The 18,314-nt window shown below is 71.0% G+C and carries 15 protein-coding genes and 3 pseudogenes; 15 read left to right on the top strand and 3 right to left on the bottom strand.

Annotated features, from left to right (window positions below; all coding sequences use genetic code 11):
* Window positions 1–122: 122 nt before the first annotated feature.
* The 3 genes from OHO83_RS42535 to OHO83_RS42545 all read left to right on the top strand — a co-directional run bounded on the left by OHO83_RS42535 (window position 123) and on the right by OHO83_RS42545 (window position 2,767).
* A complete protein-coding gene (locus OHO83_RS42535) occupies window positions 123–1,004 on the top strand; it encodes an alpha/beta fold hydrolase (RefSeq protein WP_266680553.1) in 882 nt (293 codons plus the stop codon).
* A gap of 643 nt (window positions 1,005–1,647) precedes the next feature.
* The gene (locus tag OHO83_RS42540) at window positions 1,648–1,830 is read left to right on the top strand and encodes a hypothetical protein (RefSeq protein WP_266680556.1); all 183 of its coding nucleotides are present in this window, start codon (window positions 1,648–1,650) and stop codon (window positions 1,828–1,830) included.
* 91 nt (window positions 1,831–1,921) lie between these two features.
* Entirely contained in the window at window positions 1,922–2,767 is an 846-nt protein-coding gene (locus tag OHO83_RS42545; protein ID WP_266680558.1) for a hypothetical protein, read from the top strand.
* A 172-nt stretch (window positions 2,768–2,939) separates the two neighbouring features.
* Here OHO83_RS42545 and OHO83_RS42550 read toward each other — a convergent pair.
* A pseudogene (locus tag OHO83_RS42550) lies at window positions 2,940–3,290 on the bottom strand (TioE family transcriptional regulator); the annotation flags it as partial.
* Window positions 3,291–3,350: 60 nt separating this feature from the next.
* Between OHO83_RS42550 and OHO83_RS42555 the strand changes: the two are divergent.
* Window positions 3,351–4,289: pseudogene (locus tag OHO83_RS42555) on the top strand (erythromycin esterase family protein); the annotation flags it as partial.
* A 173-nt stretch (window positions 4,290–4,462) separates the two neighbouring features.
* Here the strand turns inward: OHO83_RS42555 and OHO83_RS42560 are convergent.
* On the bottom strand, window positions 4,463–5,041 hold the full coding sequence (locus OHO83_RS42560) for a TetR/AcrR family transcriptional regulator (RefSeq protein ID WP_266680560.1): 579 nt from the start codon (window positions 5,039–5,041) through the stop codon (window positions 4,463–4,465).
* Window positions 5,042–5,100: 59 nt separating this feature from the next.
* Between OHO83_RS42560 and OHO83_RS42565 the strand changes: the two genes are divergently transcribed.
* Together OHO83_RS42565 and OHO83_RS42570 are read left to right on the top strand one after the other, a co-directional pair.
* Window positions 5,101–5,625 (top strand): GNAT family N-acetyltransferase, encoded by a 525-nt coding sequence (locus tag OHO83_RS42565; RefSeq protein ID WP_266680562.1) that lies wholly within the window; start codon window positions 5,101–5,103, stop codon window positions 5,623–5,625.
* A gap of 16 nt (window positions 5,626–5,641) precedes the next feature.
* Window positions 5,642–5,964: pseudogene (locus OHO83_RS42570) on the top strand (branched-chain amino acid transporter permease).
* Window positions 5,965–6,026: 62 nt separating this feature from the next.
* Here the strand turns inward: OHO83_RS42570 and OHO83_RS42575 are convergent.
* A complete protein-coding gene (locus OHO83_RS42575) occupies window positions 6,027–6,953 on the bottom strand; it encodes a LysR family transcriptional regulator (protein WP_266680564.1) in 927 nt (308 codons plus the stop codon).
* A 129-nt stretch (window positions 6,954–7,082) separates the two neighbouring features.
* On the opposite strand from OHO83_RS42575, the gene OHO83_RS42580 reads away from it, so the two are divergent.
* The 9 genes from OHO83_RS42580 (at window position 7,083) to OHO83_RS42620 (ending at window position 18,203) form a co-directional block, all read left to right on the top strand.
* On the top strand, window positions 7,083–8,204 hold the full coding sequence (locus OHO83_RS42580) for a diaminopropionate ammonia-lyase (protein ID WP_330280635.1): 1,122 nt from the start codon (window positions 7,083–7,085) through the stop codon (window positions 8,202–8,204).
* Window positions 8,205–8,294: 90 nt separating this feature from the next.
* Window positions 8,295–8,942, top strand: coding sequence for a LysE family translocator (locus OHO83_RS42585; protein ID WP_330280636.1), 648 nt, complete (start codon window positions 8,295–8,297; stop codon window positions 8,940–8,942).
* A 463-nt stretch (window positions 8,943–9,405) separates the two neighbouring features.
* On the top strand, window positions 9,406–10,881 hold the full coding sequence (locus OHO83_RS42590) for an amidohydrolase family protein (protein ID WP_266680568.1): 1,476 nt from the start codon (window positions 9,406–9,408) through the stop codon (window positions 10,879–10,881).
* Window positions 10,878–11,990 carry a M20 family metallopeptidase gene (locus OHO83_RS42595; protein WP_266680570.1) on the top strand — a complete coding sequence of 371 codons (1,113 nt, stop codon included), beginning with the start codon at window positions 10,878–10,880 and terminating at the stop codon, window positions 11,988–11,990. The genes OHO83_RS42590 and OHO83_RS42595 overlap by 4 nt, the downstream gene beginning before the upstream one ends.
* Window positions 11,991–12,120: 130 nt before the next feature.
* Window positions 12,121–12,972, top strand: a complete 852-nt coding sequence (locus tag OHO83_RS42600) for a GNAT family N-acetyltransferase (protein ID WP_266680572.1) — start codon at window positions 12,121–12,123, stop codon at window positions 12,970–12,972.
* The gene (gene menC / locus OHO83_RS42605) at window positions 12,969–14,075 is read left to right on the top strand and encodes an o-succinylbenzoate synthase (RefSeq protein ID WP_266680574.1); all 1,107 of its coding nucleotides are present in this window, start codon (window positions 12,969–12,971) and stop codon (window positions 14,073–14,075) included. Before OHO83_RS42600 ends, menC begins: the two co-directional genes overlap by 4 nt.
* Window positions 14,076–14,151: 76 nt before the next feature.
* Window positions 14,152–15,807 (top strand): PucR family transcriptional regulator, encoded by a 1,656-nt coding sequence (locus OHO83_RS42610; RefSeq protein WP_266680576.1) that lies wholly within the window; start codon window positions 14,152–14,154, stop codon window positions 15,805–15,807.
* A gap of 140 nt (window positions 15,808–15,947) precedes the next feature.
* The gene (locus OHO83_RS42615; RefSeq protein ID WP_266680578.1) at window positions 15,948–17,240 is read left to right on the top strand and encodes an MFS transporter; all 1,293 of its coding nucleotides are present in this window, start codon (window positions 15,948–15,950) and stop codon (window positions 17,238–17,240) included.
* A 69-nt stretch (window positions 17,241–17,309) separates the two neighbouring features.
* Window positions 17,310–18,203, top strand: coding sequence for a serine hydrolase (locus tag OHO83_RS42620; RefSeq protein WP_266680580.1), 894 nt, complete (start codon window positions 17,310–17,312; stop codon window positions 18,201–18,203).
* Window positions 18,204–18,314 lie beyond the last annotated feature (111 nt).

Here is an 18,314-nt window from a genome sequence, read left to right on the forward strand (position 1 = left end):
CACGGGCCAGGGGTGCTGGGCATCGCGGATCCGTGTGAGGTGTGGAGGGCATCGACACCACCGACATCCGGCGGCAGATATCCCACATGCGCGGCGACCTCCGGTCCTGCGAAGATCCGGGCATGCCACTTGTCGAAGTCTCGCCCGGAATGTCCCTCGCGTACGAGACGTTCGGTGATCCTGCTGACCCGCCTGTCCTGCTGGTGATGGGGTTCGGCGCCCAGATGATCGCCTGGCACGAGGACTTCTGCCGCGCGCTGGCCGACCGTGGCCGCTATGTGATCCGCTACGACAACCGCGACTGCGGGCTGTCCACCAAGTTCGACGAGCATCCCGTCGACATGGCCCGGTTCGTCGCGGCTGTGAGTTCGGGGGACATCGCCTCCGCGCTCGCCATGATCCCTTACACGCTGACGGACATGGCAGCCGACGGCCTCGACCTGCTCACCGCGCTCGGCATCGAAGGCGCTCATGTGGTCGGGACCTCGATGGGCGGAATGATCGCCCAGAAGATGGCGATCATCCGGCCCACCCGGGTCCTGACCCTCACGTCGATGATGTCCTCGACGGGCGAACCCGAATACGGCCGGGCCGACCCCGAGGCCCAAGCGGTACTCCTGAGCCCGAAGCCGTCGGACCGCGAGGGATACATCGCGGCGGCGGATCGCGAACTGGTGTGGGCGTCCAGGCGATACGGCGACTCCGCACTCCTTCGCGAGCTGGCTGCCCGCAGTTACGACCGGGCCTACTACCCGGCGGGAGCCGGGCGCCAGCTCGGAGCGATGATCCTCGACGGCTCGCGCGCGGAGGCGCTCCGGACCCTGGGGGTGCCGACGCTGGTGATCCACGGTGTGGACGACACGCTGATCACCCCGAGCGGAGGCGAGCGCACCGCGGAACTCGTACCCGCGGCGAAGCTCATGCTGATCCCCGACATGGGCCACGACCGCCCGCGCGAGCTCTGGCCCGAGATCATCGATGCGGTGGAGGCGCACACCGCCTGAGCACCACCCCCGAGATCATCGAAGCGGTGGAGGCGCGTCCTGCCCCTCATGCTGCTCGCCGACCGGTTCGCCGGCGATGAACCGCCCGACGACGTCGGCGCCGTCCGGCGCGAGTGGCCCCCCTTCGCTCCCTCGTCCGTCTTCAACGCCCCTGTACGGCAGGCCAATTGGGCGTGGAGGGGACGGCGCGCCGTCTCCAGGGCCGGGTGCGCTGAAGCCTCCGCGGGTGCTGCCCCCTGCGGAGGCAGAGCCGAGAGCAGGCTGTGACCGCCGCGCGGATTCGTCGGGTGGGGCCTGATCCGCCCGGATGGCCTTTGCCTCGCGGCTGCGGCGTGTGACCCGGCGCTCCGCGAGCTGGGCGACCAGGAGCAGGCTGCGGCCGCCCTCGTCGGAGTTCCGCGCGCGGCGCAGGTGGGGGTGGGGGCGATGCTGCTGGAGTCGAAGACTTCCCAGGTGGGGGCGTTACAGGGCGCCGCCGTGCGGGCCTGCTTCTCCGCCGACTGGTACGCCTGTGGGCATTCCGTTGCGGTACTGAGTGCCCGACGGCTGCAACAATCGCGGTATGTCCGAGATGCACCTTGTGGGCCTTCGGCGGTTACTGATGGGCACCGGCCCAGGACCGGCTGATCGCTGGAGGACGAGCGTGGCCACGCCGACCGTTCCGATGTTCGACGCGTCCCGCCGTGCCGAAGTGGTCGGGGCCGCGCAGCTTCCGTGGCAGAAGCAAGAACTGATCAAGTTTCGAGACGCGACGGTCGTCACCCGGTCGCACGACGCGATGAAACCGAAGCCACGCCGTGCCAGACTCACGATCAGTACCCCCTGACACCGCTCCTGGGCTGTCGCCCGCACGGTGGCTCCTCAGGTCGACACTCCACGATCCGCAGTGCCTCCCCGAGACCCTGGCCGCGTTCGCGGTGCGGCGGTTCGGGCCGACCGCCGCCCGCTCGGTCGCCCGCATCGAGAAGGACCACCCGGACATGGATGCGGCGGGGCTCCGCGCACTGGTGATTGCCAAGGGGTGGCGTGCCACGGTGTCCGAGGGCGCCTTCGTCGGCGGCCCGTTCCTGATCTTCGTACCGGTCGCGTTCTGTGCTGCGCTGCTCCGCCAGGCCCGTACGGTCCTGGAGCTGGCCGCGCTGAAAGGCGGCGATCCCACGGCCGACGACCGTGCCGCCGAACTCCTCGTCCTCCAGGGCGTGCACGAGAACGTCGACCAGGCCCGGGACGCCCTCGCGGACTGCCATCGGAAACCGGCGGCCACCGGCAAGCGATCCGCGCTTCGGCGTCCCGCAGTCCTGTGGTACCTGACCCTGCGCATGGCTCGCGTGCTGGGACTGCTCACCGCGTCCGAACGCACCGGCTGGTCACACAGGCTGGTGCAGGCATGCCGATGGGTTCTGTTGGGGCTCGTGTTCGTGGTGGGCATCGTCGCCCCCTTGATCTGGGTGCCCTACATGGCGATGTCGTACCACCAGGCCACCACCCGATTGACGGACCGGGCCACAGCCTTCTACTTCACCGATTCCGCGCCGGTGTCCCGAAGGCGACCGCACCTCGACCCTTCCATGATCGTCGGCGCCGCCCGCACCCTCGTTTCCCTGCTGCTGCCGGTCGTCCTGGTCGTGGCCACCCTCTTGACGGGCGCGCGGATCGCCGACAGCGACTGGCCGGTCGTGGGCATCGTCCTGTTCGTTGCCTCCGTCGCGGTCGGCGCAGTGTGGCACTGGCGCCGGCGCGGCCGCCGGAAATCCGGCGGATGACCGAGGGCGTGAAGCCGTTCCGGGGCGGACTTGGTGCGCTCGGCCGAGCCCTGCTCCTTCAGCCGTCGGCTGACGACGCGTGTCATCCCGCCTGGGGAACTGCTGCAGGCGGCGGCGAGTTCGCCCATCCGCATCGCCTTGCCGGGCGCCGCGGACAGGGTGCGCCGAAGTCTCAGCCGCGCTCGCGGAGGTACGCCTCCAGCTCTGCGGCTCCGGTCAGCATCGCCCGCCCGCGGGCGGACAGCCGGCCGCGCCAGTCGCTCAGTGCCGCCTCCAGCGGCTCGAGGCCGCCCGCCGCCCGCACCTGGGCGATCAGCGGGGCGATCTGCTCCAGCGGGTAGCCGCCTCGCCTGAGTTGATGGGCGAGCCGGGCGTCCCGTACGTCGGCGTCGTCGTAGACGCGGTATCCGGTCCGCGGGTCGCGGCGCGGGCGCACCAGCCCGGCGCCCTCCCATTTGCGCAGCGTCGCGGGCCGGATCCCCAGCTTCCCGGCCAGCGGCCCGATGTACGTGCCGCCGGACCCGGCCACGGACCCAACAGCGGACCCGGACCCGGCCACGGACCCGGCCACGGACCCGGCCACGGACCCGGCCACGGACCCTGGGGCGCGTCGGCGGCCAACCGCGAGCTCGTGCGCTGGATGCGCGCCCACAACGACGGGCGGCCCGCGCCCGAGCGGATCCGCTTCGCCGGTTTCGACGGCCCGCTGGAGATCACCGGCGCCGCGAGCCCCCGGCAGGCCCTCACGGCACTGCACGGCTGCCTTTCGGCCGGGGTGGACGCCGACCTGCTTCCCTGCACGGCGGACACGCTCGACCGCCTGCTCGGCGCCGACGACCGGTGGACCGATCCCGCGGCGATGAGGGACCCGGCCGCGTCCGTGGGGCGGTCTGCCGAGGCGAGGGAGCTGCGGCTGCTCGCCGACGATCTGGTGGCGCTGCTCGAAGAGCAGACCCCGCACATCATCGCGGCGACGTCACGGGAGGACCGGGACCGGGCGTGCCTGTACGGGCGCACCGCAACCGGCCTGCTGCGCTACCACTTCTGGATGGCCGACACCTCACCGAGCCGCATGACGCGGCTCGTCGGCCTGCGGGATTCGATGATGGCCGCCAACCTTCTCGCCCTCGCCGAACGGGACCCGGCACTGATTCACGCCCACAACGGCCATCTCCAGCGGGACAAGAGCTCGATGGGGATGGGCGGCAGGCCGGTCGAGTGGTGGAGCGCCGGTGCCCTCGTGAGCTCTCATCTGGGCGAGGGGTACGCCTTCGTGGCCACGGCCCTCGGCACGATCCGGCACCAGGGGGTGGGCACCCCGCCCCCGGACACCGTCGAAGGTCTCCTGTACGGGCTTCCGGACGACCACTACGCCGTCGACGCCCAACGCCTGGCCGCCGCCCTCGGGGATACACAGCCGGCCCCCCGCGTGTCCCCCTACTACGGCTACGCCCCACTCGACCCGACCCACCTGGCCGGATACGACGGGATCGTGTACGTCAAGGACGTCCCGCAGAGCTAGCGCCGGCAACGACGAAGTCGGCGTCAGCAACGACCCGATCGAGGCTACGGCGCCGACAGCCGGTTCGGCCGGTCCGAACTCGCCATGCAAGGCCGACTCGAACTCGGCCTGGCGGCACGGCCGGTGACGATGACCACAGCATGTAGCCACCGAGTGAGCGCGACGGGCCCGCGTCACCCCAATGCGGCCAGCTGATGATGGACCGCCGCGGTGGTGCGCGCGGTCTCGCCCGTGGCGAGCAGGTCCAGCATCGCGCCCCGCAGGACTGCGAGCACGAGGGTGCGCTGGGTGAGAGCGGCCTCGGTGTCACGGAGCGCGGCGGGCTGGCCGGAGGCGAGCAGCGCCAGCCAGTCGCCGACCGTGTCGCGGGCGAACCCGGCCCAGGGCCCTTCGGGTTCGATGAGGGAACGGGCGTAGCTCTCGACCCCCAGCGTCAGGAGCCCTCGGTGGCCCTCGTCGGAAAGCCATCGCCACAGCTCCCGGGCGATCGGCTGGAGCCCCTCGGCTCCGTTCCGCGACTCGGCGACCTGCTGCATGTGTGCCAGCTCGTCGGCTCTGGCCCGGGCGAGCAGGGCGCGGATCAGGCCGTCCTTGCTGCCGAACAGGTAGAGCAGTACGCGCGGACTGGAGTGGATCTCCTCGGCCAGCGGACGCAGGGACAGCTCGCCCAGGCCGCTGCGCAGGGCGTAGGCGTACGCCGCTTCCAGGAGTTCCTGTCGGCGAGGGGAGGGGGTTGGTTCGGATCGGCTCACCGCGCTAGTCTACTGAAACAGTCGTTTCAGTGAATGAGGATACGGAAGTCGGGGTCGACATGGCAGAGCGTGAAGTGGCTGTCCGGCCGTTGGGCCGATCCGGCGACCTGGGCTGGGTGGTGATGGCGCACGGTGAGTTCTACGACCGGGAGTTCGGCTGGGACACCGGCTTCGAGGCGCTGGTCAGCAGGATCGTCGCCGACTACGCCGAGGGTAAGGAACCTGGTCCGCAGGCGGCCTGGATCGCCGAGGTCGACGGTGTGCGGGCCGGCTGCGTCTTCTGCGTCCGCCACGACGACCGGACGGCGAAGCTGCGCCTGCTGCTCGTCGACCCGAGCGCACGCGGCCTGGGGCTGGGAGCCCGTCTGGTCGAGGAGTGCCTGACGTTCGCGCGGGAAGCCGGATATGAGGCGATCACCCTGTGGACCAACGACGTGCTCGGGTCGGCCCGGCGCATCTACCAGAAGCACGGCTTCGAACTCGTCACCGAAGAGTCGCATCACAGCTTCGGCCAGGACCTGGTCGGCCAGACCTGGCAGCGCAGTCTGCAGGAGGGCGTCAGGGGTCGGTCTTCACGCTCTTGATGGTGAGGTGGGATGCGTGCCGCCCTACCTGCTCGCCTCGGTCGCCGTCTCCACCGCCCTCACCCGAGCCCTGCGCGCCCTGCCCTTCGCGGCCCTGGCCCCCATGCGCGCCAGCGCCACGTCCAGTACCTCAGCACCCGCATGCCGGCCGGCGTCGTGGCCATCCTGCTCGCCTACTGCCTACGCGACCTTCCCCTGCCCCAGTCACGCGCCATCGCCCCACTCGCAGCCCTGGCGGTCACCATCGGCCTGCACCTGTGGCGACGCAACGCCCCGCTGAGCGTCCTCGCCGGCACCGCGGTCCACGTGATCCTCGTGACCGCCGTCTGCGCGCATTGACCGTGGGCCGATGAGTTCTGTGATCAGGTCGACCGACGACGGTCGTCCGGCTACCGGTGCGCTCACGGTGAGGGTGTCCTGGTGGTCGTGGCGACCGCCCGGTGGAGGGCGTTCCGGCAGGCCAGGATGGCGGGGTGCTCGGCGCGTCCGCGGCGTACGACGGTGAAGACGCGGCGTGCGCGCTGTCCGCGGGGGAGTCGGCGCAGAGTGACGGTCGGTGGCTGCCCGCTCCAGACGAGGTCGGGGAGGAAGGCGGCGGCATGCCGTTGCTCGACGAGGCGGAGGTGGAGCAGCAGGTCGGTGGTCTCGAACCGTACGTCGGGTTCGAAGCCCGCGTTGCGGCACAGAGTCATGGCCCAGTGCCGCGCGGTCGTGCCCTCGGGTTCCATCACCCAGGCGTGGTTTGCGAGCGAGCGCAACGCAGCTGTCGGGCCGTCGGTGTCCGGGCTCTCGACCGGTTCGGGCAGCGCGAGATGCAGGGGGTCGCTGAGCAGGTCCTCCTGTTCGAGTTCGGCGGGGCGCGCGTTGGGGTTGCCGGGGTACTCCTCGGCGAGGACCAGGTCGAAGTCTCGGGCCTGCAGCGCGGGAAGCGCCGCTTCGGGTTCCAACTGCGTGAGGTGAACGCGTAGTTGTGGATGCCGGTCGCGCAGCAGGTCGAGCGCCGCGGGGACCAGGGTCAGGGCGGCCGTCTGGAACGAGGCGATGCGCAGGGTGCCGGTCAGATCGGTGAGGGAGGTGGCGATCTCCGCCTCCGCGCGCTCCAGGCGTTCGAGGACCGCTTCGGTGTGGGCGACGAGGATCTCGGCCTGCTCGGTCAGCCGCACCCGTCGCCCGACCGGTTCGAGCAGCGGAACGCCGGCTTCGGCCTCGAGTTGCGAGAGCTGCTGGGAGACGGAGGACGGCGCGTAGGACAGGGCCGCGGCGACGGCTGCCAGGGTGCCGCGGTGTTTGAGCTCGCGCAGCAGCCGCAGCCTGTGCAGGTCGAACATGGCGGATCCCTCTCCTGGCCCTCGCGCAGCGCCTTGGCGACCACCGGCCTCAATGGTCGGGTTCTTCGAATGGTATCCGTCGAAAACATTCGCTGGACCGATCACCGACGCGTGACTCACCCTGTGCGTATGCCTGAGAACGCCTCGTCTCCCCGTACGCCGCCGTGGTTCGCGCGGCCCGGCTCCCGCGCGTGGAGATGCGCAGCCGCTCCCGCCGAAGTGCGGGAATTCCATGCCGCGCTGGCCGACTACGCACCCACACCACTCACAGAACTCCCGCTCCTGGCAAGCGAGTTGCGTGTCGGGCGGGTCTTCGTCAAGGATGAGTCGTGCCGTCTCGGGCTCCCCGCGTTCAAGGCGCTGGGTGCTTCCTGGGCGGTCCACCGCACCCTTGCCGAGCGCGCCGCAAGCGGGAGCGCGTCGGGCCCGGTGACCCTGGTGACCGCCACCGACGGCAACCACGGACGGGCGGTGGCCCGCACGGCACGCCTGCTGGGGCAGCATGCCCGCGTCTTCGTACCGCAGGGTGTGCATCCGCAGGCCGTGGCGGCCATCGTCGCCGAGGGGGCGAAGGTCACCGAGGTCGCGGGGGCGTACGACGAGGCGGTGCGCCTCGCGGCCGAGGCGGCCGCCCCGGCGGACGCGGTTCTGGTCCAGGACACCGCCTGGCCGGGCTACGAGGAGATCCCGGGGTGGATCGTCGAGGGCTACTCCACCCTCTGTGCCGAGATCGACGAGCAGTTGGCGGCGGCAGGTGTCCTTGACGGCCCTGACCTGGTCGCCGTACCGGTGGGAGTGGGGTCCCTCGCCCAGGCCGTGGTGACCCATTACCGCAGCCGGCCGTCCGGGCGGGCACCGGCGCTGCTGTCGGTGGAGCCGGAAGCTGCGGCGTGCGTCCTCGAGAGCCTCACCCGCGGTGAACCCGTCAGCGTCACCACGGGCGAAACGAGTATGGCGGGCCTGAACTGCGGCACCCCGTCCGGCATCGCCTGGCCCTGTCTGCGGGACGGACTGGATGCCGCGGTCGCGGTCCCGGACGCCGACAGTGCCCGCGCGGCTGCCCGCCTTGCCGCTCTGGGCGTTTCCTCGGGCCCTTGCGGGGCCGCGTCGCTCGCCGGCGTCCACGCGGCCCTCTCCGGCGTGGGCGCCGGCGAACGCCGCTCGGTGCTGGGGCTCGGCCCGTCCTCGGTGGTCGTGCTGCTGAGTACCGAGGGCGCGGCCGCCAACCCGCACACCACCGCAGGTCACTGAACGCGTGAAGACGGAAGGACGACCCGAGTTGAACCACCACACCTGCCTCACCCCACGTCAGCCCGGCCGGGGCGGAACGAGGACCGCGGCATGCTGACCCATGTCGCAGCAGCGGTCGGTGTGCTCGGCCTGCTGACCGTCGTGCCCGGCCCGGACATGGCCGTGGTGACCCGGCGCGCTCTCTCGGCGGGGCCCGCGGACGCATTGCGGACCGTGGGCGGGATCGCGACCGGGCTGCTGGTCTGGGGCGCGCTCACGATGGCCGGACTCGCCGCCGTGCTGGCCGCCTCGCCCTCGGCATACCTGACCGTCAAGCTCCTGGGCGCCGGCTACCTGGTGTTCCTGGGCGCGCAGGCACTGTGGCAGAACCGCCCCGCCGCGCCCGCCATCGCAACCCGTCCCGGCAGTACCGGGGCCCGGGGCAGTACCGGGGCCCGGCCCACGGGGAGCCCATGGCGGACGGGACTGGTCAGCAACGTCCTCAATCCGAAGATCGCCGTCTTCTACACCGGGCTGCTCCCCACGCTGGCGCCGCCCCGACTTCCGGCAACCTTGGCCATGACGCTCCTCGTCCTCCTCCACGCCGCACTCACGCTCGCCTGGCTGGGCAGCTACGTGTTCCTGCTGTCCAAGGGCGAGCGGACCCTCGAGAAGCCGCGGATCCGCCGCGCTCTGGGGCGGACCACAGGCGTCGTGCTGATCGGCTTGGGCCTCGCGGTCGCGACCGCCTCCGTCTGAGCTCGGACCGGGGTTTTCCCACCCCGTACCGGACTGCAGGAGCCGAGCACGATGCGCTGGGAAGCACTCCTGGTGGCCGCCACCGGTCTCCGGCTCGGCGCCGGCATCGCCTGGACCACGCTCATTCCCCTCGCCCGCGGCCTCACCGGTGCCGCACCTCATATCTCCGCCGGCGCGGCGGTCGCCTTGGTGGCCGACACCGTTCTCCTCGGCCTGGCTGCCACCGGTCTGCCCACGCGTGCGCTGCTCCGCGGCCACCCGACGGAAGCGGCAGCCGGACGGCATTGGCCGTTCACGTGCGGCCCGGGGCATTCGCGGTGCTCCGGGCCGGGTTCGTCGGTGCGTATGAACAGGCGGCCACGGATTCGTCGGCATGGACCAACAGCGGTGCCTGATCGCCCTCCTAGGGTCGCACTGGAGACCAGCAGGTGCTCCAGTGCGTCCTCGACGAGGAGACGAAAGCGTGCAGACACTTTTGCGTGGCGGCCGTGTCATTGATCCGGGAACAGGGTTCGACGGCATCGCCGACGTCCTCGTGTCCGACGGCGTGGTCAGAGCTGTGGCCGCGGGGCTCGACGCGCCACCGGGATGCGAGGTCGTCGACGTCACGGGGTTGGTCGTCGGTCCGGGGTTCGTCGACCTGCACAGCCACGTGCACTCCGTCGCGGGGCAGCGGCTGCAGGCCATGGACGGTGTGACGACGGCCCTCGACCTGGAGTCGGGCCTCATGCCCATCGGGCGTGCGTACGCCGAGGCCGCCGCGGACGGACGCCCGCTGCACTACGGCTTTTCCGCCTCGTGGGGCGGTGCCCGGGCCCAGGTGCTCGCCGGCATCCAGCCCGACGCACAGATCGGGAGCGGCCTCGCGGTGCTGGGAAACCCCGCATGGCAGCGCTCCTCCACCGATCGTGAACTCGCCGAATGGCTGGCCCTGATCGAGGGTGAACTGGCCGCAGGAGCGCTCGGTATCGGAGTCCTCCTCGGGTACGCGCCGCACAGTGATCCGGCCGAGTTCCTCGCCGTCGCCCGGCTCGCCGCGAAGGCCGGTGTGCCGACGTACACCCACGTCCGTGAGCTGGTCGAGGTGGATCCCGGCACTCCGGCGGACGGCTCCGAGGAGATCGTCATCGCCGCGGCCGAGACCGGCGCCGCGATGCACCACTGCCACGTCAACAGCACGTCGGGCCACCACATCGACCGGGTACTCGGCGCGTTGGACGGCTCACGGCGGTCGGGATCCCGGGTGACGGTCGAGGCCTACCCCTACGGAGCGGGCAGCACCGCGATCGGCGCGGCCTTCCTCGACGCCGAACGCCTGCGGATGAAGGGCCTGTCCCCGTCGAGCGTCGTGATGCTCGAATCGGGCGAACGCATCGCCGACGAGGGGCGCCTGCGGCAGTTGCGCAACAGTGACCCCGGGGCGCCCTGCATTCTGGAGTTCCTCGACGAGGGCAACTCGCGCGATCTCGCGATGCTGCACCAGGCGCTGGCCTTCCCGGACGCGATCGTCGCCAGTGACGCGATGCCGGTCTATTGGCCCGACGGCAGCAACGACAGCACCGAGTGGCCGCTGCCGCCCGGGGGAACGACGCACCCACGCACCGCGGGAACGTTCACCAAGACGCTGCGCGTGATGGTGCGGGAGAGCGGCGCCTGGGACTGGCCGGAGGCGTTCCGACGCTGTGCCCACCTGCCGGCGCGCGTCCTCGACGACGTGGCGCCGGGCGCGCGGGGGAAGGGACACCTCGGCGTCGGCGCGGACGCCGACATCGTCGTCCTCGACCCGGTGACGATCACCGATTGCGCGACGTACTTCGACTCCACGCGGCCGTCCGTGGGCGTGCGGCACCTGTTCGTCGGTGGTGTTCCGGTGGTCAGCGCGGGGGAGCTTCAAGTCGACGCGCTCGCCGGACAGCCGCTGCGAGGTGAGCCGCGATGACGGCGACGCGTTCCGAGGTGACAGTGGAGGCGCTCCTCGCCGACATCGAGACCCTGGTGCGGTGCGAGTCGCCGTCCTCCGATCACGAAGCCGTCGCCCGCAGCGCAGACGTCGTGGCGACGCTGGGGCGCAGGCTGCTGGACGCGGAACCGGACCGCGTGGTGATCGACGGGTGTACGCATCTGAGGTGGCGCTTCGGCGAGGCGCCGCGTGTGCTGCTGCTCGGGCACCACGACACCGTGTGGCCCGCCGGATCGCTGGAGACGCACCCGTACTCCGTCCTGGACGGAGTGCTGCGCGGGCCGGGCTGCTTCGACATGAAGGCGGGCGTCGTGATGGCGCTGCACGCCGCCGCGGCCGCCGGGAACCGCTCGGGTCTTTCGGTCCTCGTCACCGGCGACGAGGAGATCGGCTCCCCGTCGTCGCGGCGCCTGATCGAGGAGGAGGCTCGCGGCTGCGAAGCGGTCTTCGTGCTGGAGGCGTCGGCCGACGGCGGAGCGCTCAAGTGCCGCCGCAAGGGCGTCTCCCTGTACCGGATCGACGTGGACGGCCGGGCCGCGCACGCCGGGCTCGAACCGGAGAAGGGTGTGAACGCCGGAGTGGAGGTGGCGCACCAGGTCCTCGCCGTCGCCGCACTCGCCGACGCCGAACGGGGTACGACCGTCGTGCCGACGGCCCTGTCCGCCGGTACCACGACCAACACCGTTCCCGCGCGTGCCGGTGTGGCGGTCGACGTACGTGTGTGGGACGAAGCGGAACAGCGGCGGGTCGATCAGGCCGTGCGGGACCTGAGGCCCGTACTCGACGGCTCGCGGATCCGGATCTCGGGTGGCATCAACCGCCCGCCGCTGCAGGCGGACGCGTCCTCGGGGCTGTTCGACCTCGCCGCGACGCTCGCTGCCGAACTCGGTCTCGGACATCTCACCGCCGCCGCTGTCGGCGGTGCCTCGGACGGGAACTTCACCGCCGGACTCGGGGTCCCCACCCTCGACGGCCTCGGTGCCGTGGGCGGCGGTGCGCACGCCGACGACGAACACGTCGTCGTCGCCGAACTGCCGCGGCGCACCGCCCTGTTGACCGCCCTGATCGACGCCGTGTCGGCGAAATGAGCTCGGTGCGCCACGACGAACGCGGCGGACAACCCTGGCGCGGCACCACTGTGGCCCGCCAGGCAAGCCCGGAAAGGACAGTCCCGTGACCGATCTTGCGACACATGAGTCAGCTCTGGTTTCCCCGGCTGTGAGCGCAGCCGCGCTGGCCGCCGCGACCGCTGCGGCTGCCGCCTCACGTGTGGAAATCCGGGACCTGACCGAGGTGTCCGACCTGACCGAGGTCTGCCGGCTCTTCGCCTCGATCTGGCAGCCGGGCGCCGGTGCCCAACCGGTGACGACCGAGCTGCTGCGGGCGATGGCCGCGGCGGGGAACTATGTCGCGGGGGCGTATGAAGGGGACGAGCTTCTGGGAGCCTGCCTCGGCTTCTTCGGCAGCCCGGCCAAGGCGAGCCTGCACAGTCACATCGCCGGGGTCGCGCCGCGAGGCCTCGGCAGGGGCATCGGGTTCGCCCTCAAACTGCACCAGCGCGCCTGGGCGTTGCGCCAGCACGTCTCGCTGATCACCTGGACGTTCGATCCCCTGGTCCGGCGGAACGCGCATTTCAACCTGGCCAAGCTCGGCGCCGGTCCGGCGCGCTACCTCCCCGACTTCTACGGGCCGATGCGCGACGGCATCAACGGCGCCGGTGACACCGACCGGCTGATGGTCCGTTGGGACCTGTCAGGCCCGGCGGCCTCCGCCGCCTCGCGCGGTGAGCCCGCCCGCGTCGACGTCGCCGCGCTGCGGGAGCACGGTGCGGGAGCCGCCCTGTCCGTCGCACCTGACGGGGGCCCGCGGACCGCAGTGGCCGACGTGCCGGTCGTCCTGGTCGGTGTGCCGCCGGACATCGAGACACTCCGGCGCACGGACCCGGGCCGGGGCCAGGCGTGGCGCGTCGCGCTTCGGGAGGTGTTGGGAGGCCTGATGGCGGAGGAAGCCAGGGTCGTCGGATTCGATCGTGCCGGATGGTACGTGGTCTCGAGGGAGAAGCCGTCATGAAGCCCAGTGGTGTGGAACTTCTGCGTGTGCAGATACCGTTGGTGGCACCGTTCCGGACGTCGTTCGGTACGCAGGACGTACGGGAACTGCTGCTCGTACGCGTCGTGACGCCGAACGGCGAGGGCTGGGGCGAGTGCGTCACCATGGGAGGGCCGCTCTACTCCTCGGAATACGTCGACGGTGCCGAACACGTGCTGCGGAACTTCCTGGTCCCGGCCCTGTTGGAGGCGGGCGAGATCACCGCGAGCCGGGTCGCGCCCCTTCTGGCCAGGTTCAAGGGTCACCGGATGGCGAAGGCCGCGCTCGAAATGGCCGTGCTCGACGCCGAACTGCGAGCACACGACCGGTCCTTCGCCGCCGCGCTCGGGTCCGCACGGGACTCCGTTCCGTGCGGGGTCTCGGTCGGCATCATGGACTCCGTCCCCCAACTCCTTGATGTGGTGGGCGGCTATCTCGACGCCGGCTATGTGCGGATCAAGCTGAAGATCGAACCCGGTTGGGACGTCGAGCCGGTGCGAGCGGTGAGGGAGCGTTTCGGCGACGACGTGCTGCTGCAGGTCGACGCCAACACGGCGTACACCCTGTCCGACGTGTCCCAGCTGGCCCGTCTGGACCCCTTCGAGCTCCTCCTCATCGAGCAGCCTCTGGACGAGGAGGACCTCCTGGGCCACGCCGAGCTGTCCCGTCGCATCCGCACGCCGGTCTGCCTCGACGAGTCGATCGTGTCCGCCCGCTCCGCTGCCGACGCGATCACGCTCGGCGCCTGCCGCATCGTGAACATCAAGCCCGGCCGGGTCGGCGGGTACCTCGAGGCGCGGCGGGTGCACGACGTCTGCGCCGCCCATGGGATCCCCGTGTGGTGCGGCGGCATGATCGAGACCGGGCTCGGCCGGGCGGCCAACGTCGCGCTCGCCTCGCTGCCCGGGTTCACCCTGCCCGGAGACACCTCGGCGTCGGACCGGTTCTACCGGACCGACATCACCGAACCGTTCGTCCTGAAGGACGGACACCTGCCGGTACCCCAGGGGCCGGGCCTCGGTGTCACGCCGATTCCCGACCTGCTGGCGGAGGTCACGACCTCGAAGGTGTGGCTCGGTTCGTAGCACGCGACGAATTCGCCGTGAAATCCGGTCGGATCGGACCAACCGGTTCCGGTGCGGCCGGAGTTACCTTTGGGCGGTGCTGACACCGACGTCCGGCAAGCCACACACAAGCCTGGCGCGCGTCCTCGACGACCTCGGGGACGTGCTGCTGGAGTCGATCGCGGGCGGCGGGAGCACGCGCCGGCAACTGAGCGGCGTAGTCATCCACGACCCGCTCGACGAGGCGCAGTTCCCGGCGCGGGCCGTCGTCCTGGGTGTGGGCGTCCACGAACCGGACGACGTGGTCCGCCTCCTGTACGACCTCGGCAGCAAGGGCGCGGCAGCGCTCGTCGTCCGGTCACCGTTCACCGCGACCGTGGAGATCCGGCGGGCCGCCGACGAGTCCGGCGTCGCCCTGCTCGGACTCACCCGCGGAGCCTCCTGGGCGCAGGTCGCCGCCATGCTCCGCACCCTGCTCGTCGAGGGAGACATCGGCGACATCTCACCGCAGACGCTGGGCGGCATGCCGTCGGGCGACCTGTTCGCGCTGGCCAACGCCGTGGCCGCGCTCCTGGACGCGCCGGTCACCATCGAGGACCGCAGCTCACGCGTGCTCGCCTTCTCCGGCCGCCAGGACGAGGCGGACCAGTCCCGCGTGGAGACGATCCTGGGGCGCCAGGTACCGGAACGGTTCACCCTCGACCTGGCGCGCAACGGCGTCTTCGAGCGACTTCATCGCGGCCATGCGCCCGTGTACGTCGATCCGCTCCACGACGAGTCGATGACCGTTCCCCGGGTGGCGCTCGCGGTGCGGGCCGGCGACGAGATCCTCGGCTCGATCTGGGCCGCGGTGCCCGGGCCCCTGTCCCAGGAGCGGACGCAGGCGCTGATCGACGCCGGCAAGCTCGTCGCGCTCCACATGTTGCGCCTGCGCGCGGGCGCCGATGTCGAACGCAGGCTGCGCGCCGACCTGGTGAGCACCGCGCTGGAAGGCGGCACCGGGGCACCGGAGGCGATTGCGCGGCTCGGGCTCGTGGGACAGCCCGCGATCGTGCTCGCCCTGGGGCTTTTCGGCGGATCGGAAGCCGATCCGTCGACGGAGGACGGTCTGCGCCGGGTCGCGGACCGCCAGCGCGTCGCCGACGCGCTGGCCATGCATCTGAGCGCGGTCCAGGCGCGCTCGGCCGTGGCGCTGGTGGGCGACGTGGCCTACGGCATCGTGCCGATGCCGGGGAGCCAGACGGACTGCCGGGAGCGTTCGGTCCGCGTCGCGTCGACCTTCCTCGAGCGCACCGGGCAGCGCGTGGACGCGGCGATCGGCATCGGCCCGCCCGCTCCCGACGGCTCCGTGCTCAGCCGCTCGCGTGACGGCGCGGACCGCGCGCTGCGGGTGCTGCTCGCCAACGGGGGCGCCCGGCGCGTGGCCACGGCGGAGGAGGTCCACGTCGACGCACTCATGCTCGACCTCGCCGACCTGGCCGCCGCGCGCGGGGACGTGGCGACCGGCCCCGTCGCCCGCCTGCTCGACTACGACGCCCGGCACCAGTCGCAGCTCGTCCACACGCTCTCGTGCTGGCTGGACGCCTTCGGCGACGTCGCCGCCGCTTCCGCCGCGGCGTACGTGCACCCCAACACCTTCCGGTACCGGCTGCGACGGGTCGCGGAGGTCGGTGAGATCAATCTGGACGACCCCGGCGAGCGGTTCGCGGCGATGCTGCAACTCCGGCTCCACCCTGCTCGCCACCGCGAGTAGAAGCCGGAGGCCGCACCAGGACAACGTTCGTCCGCACCGCCCGAACACCACCTGAAGGTTTGTGGAACTCCACGAACCCGCTGCGTCACCTGATGTCCAGGATGGGCCATCAACCCCGACGCAACGGCACGGAGGTAGCCATGACGGCGGTGATCACCGAGGACACCTGGACACCGAAGCGGGTCAACCGGACGGCAACGATCACGATGGTGGTCATGCTGTGCGCCTGGTCGATCGACTACATCGACCGCTTCTCGATCAGCATGGCTCTGCCGTCGATCGGAGAGGAGTTCCAACTCGGCAAGACGGCACAGGGCTCGCTCGTCACCGTCTTCGCGCTGGTCTACATGATCTGCCAGATACCCGCGGGTTTCCTGGCCGATCGGTACGGCTCCCGCGGACCGATGCTGATCACGCTCGTGCTGTGGTCGCTGTTCACCGCGCTGACCGGGATGGCCGGCACATTCGGTCTGCTCCTGCTGTTCCGCGGTCTGTTCGGTGCCTGTCAGGGTGCATTCCCGGCGGCGTCGTTCAAAGCCATAGCGGAACGGACGACACCGGCGAGACGGGGGACCGCCACGAGCGTGATGCTGTCCGCCAGCGGGATCGCCGGCCTCGCGCCCCTGCTCGTCGCCCCGCTGCTGACGGGCATCGGCTGGCGGCACACCTTCCTCTGGATGGCGGGTTGCGGCGCGGCCATCGGCATCGGGTTGTGGGCGCTTCTGCCCAAGGCACTGCCGGACCGGCTGAGCCGGCTTCCGCAGACGACGGCGACGACGCCCGCAGTCTCGCGCGCACAAGTACTCAGGTCCCCGGCGGTGTGGAAGTTCGCGGTGCTGTTCTGCGCGATGAACATGCTCAGCTACGGCCTGGTCACCTGGGTGCCCAGCTATCTGCTCGAGGCCAGACACCTGTCGCTGAACGAGACCGGGTTGCTGTCGGCGATCCCGAGTCTGGTGGGCTTCGCGACGACCATCTTCGGCGGCTGGCTGTTCGACCGGTACTTCCATGACAAGGCCAGGTGGTACCTGGTGTCCATCGCGACGGTGACCGCGGTCCTGCTCGTTCTGATGGTGTCGGCGGGCAGCGCGGCGACGTTCACTCTCTACGAGACCTTGGCCGTCGGAGTGTTCGGGATGGCGACGATGTGCGTCTTCGGCCTTCCGCTGCGGGTGCTTCCCACGGCGGTGGCCGGCCTCGGCTCCGGAATGACGAACTTCGGCGGCCAGGTCGCCGGCGTGATCGCGCCGCTGGCGATGGGCTGGCTGGCGGACGCGTTCTCCTACACCGCCGCGTTCGGCTTCCTGATCTGCACCACGCTGCTCACCGCGGTGATCGCGTTCTGGGTCCCGCAGCGAGCCGAACAGTTCAACTTCCCGTCGGCCGGCACCACGGAGTCTGCCGGCGCCAAGGAGTCGACCGGCACCAAGTAGCCGGCCGGCGTCCCCGGGAAACAGATCCCGTCCGGACAGGAATCCACCCCGACAGAGAGAAGGGACCCCATGGTCACCGAATCGGAACTGGTCGAGGCAATCACCGGGCGGGCGGCGGAAGCCGGCGTCCAGGTATGGCTGCACGCGGCCGATCTGGACAGCCCGCGACACGTGGGCATCGACGCCGACGAGCCGGTGGTCACCGCGTCCGTGTTCAAGGTTCCCGTAGCAGTGGAACTTGCCCGGCAGGCGGCCGAAGGTGAACTCGACCTCGCCGAGCGGATCACGGTGCCACCGGGACATCCGACCGCCAGTCCGTACGGCCTCGCGACGTTCCGCCACGACGTCACGATGTCCTGGTACGACCTCGCCGTCCTGATGATCGGCATCAGCGACAACGTCGCCACGGACCTGATCCTCGGGAAGGTGGGAAAGGCCGCGGTCGCCGGGACGCTGCGCCGGCTCGACCTCCCGCACACAGCCGTCCCCCACGACTGCGGGGACCTGTTGCGCACGATCGGCGAGGACCTCGGGATCGACTACCAGGACGACGAACGGATCCTGGCCGCGATGCCGGCCGAACAACTGGCCAAGCTGCGCGCGTTGACACCCGAAGAGACCTGCCGGACCACCGCCGCGGAGAGCACCCGCCTGCTGGGCCTGATCTGGCGTGACGAAGCGGCACCCGCGACGGCGTGCGCCGACGTCCGGCGCTGGCTGGAACTGCAGGTGTGGCCGCACCGGCTGCGCTCCGGCTTCGCGGACGACGACGTCAGGATCAGCGGCAAGACCGGCACGCTGCCCTCGCTGCGCAACGAGATCGGCGTGGTGGAGTACCCGGACGGTGGCCGGTACGCGGTCGGCGTCTTCACCAGGGCCGTCGACGCCCGTTCGAGAGTTCCCGAGCGTGACGCCTTCATCGGTTTCGCCGCCGCCCGGGCGGTGGACTGGCTCAGGCGGTAACCCATGGCGGCGGCCGGGCGTTTCGTCGGCCGCGATGAAGGTTTCGGCAATTCTCGTCGTTTCTCACGAATCGGCCATGAGCGCACAGGTCATACCCTCCCGGAATCACCC

This window comes from Streptomyces sp. NBC_00569, assembly GCF_036345255.1.
Classification (GTDB): Bacteria; Actinomycetota; Actinomycetes; order Streptomycetales; family Streptomycetaceae; genus Streptomyces.

Coding starts and splice junctions, on each gene's coding strand:
- OHO83_RS42620 (WP_266680580.1), top strand. CDS start 17,310: ATGGTCACCGAATCGGAACTGGTCGAGGCAATCACCGGGCGGGCGGCG.
- OHO83_RS42535 (WP_266680553.1), top strand. CDS start 123: ATGCCACTTGTCGAAGTCTCGCCCGGAATGTCCCTCGCGTACGAGACG.
- menC (WP_266680574.1), top strand. CDS start 12,969: ATGAAGCCCAGTGGTGTGGAACTTCTGCGTGTGCAGATACCGTTGGTG.
- OHO83_RS42565 (WP_266680562.1), top strand. CDS start 5,101: ATGGCAGAGCGTGAAGTGGCTGTCCGGCCGTTGGGCCGATCCGGCGAC.
- OHO83_RS42575 (WP_266680564.1), bottom strand. CDS start 6,953: ATGTTCGACCTGCACAGGCTGCGGCTGCTGCGCGAGCTCAAACACCGC.
- OHO83_RS42595 (WP_266680570.1), top strand. CDS start 10,878: ATGACGGCGACGCGTTCCGAGGTGACAGTGGAGGCGCTCCTCGCCGAC.
- OHO83_RS42580 (WP_330280635.1), top strand. CDS start 7,083: ATGCCTGAGAACGCCTCGTCTCCCCGTACGCCGCCGTGGTTCGCGCGG.
- OHO83_RS42585 (WP_330280636.1), top strand. CDS start 8,295: ATGCTGACCCATGTCGCAGCAGCGGTCGGTGTGCTCGGCCTGCTGACC.
- OHO83_RS42615 (WP_266680578.1), top strand. CDS start 15,948: ATGACGGCGGTGATCACCGAGGACACCTGGACACCGAAGCGGGTCAAC.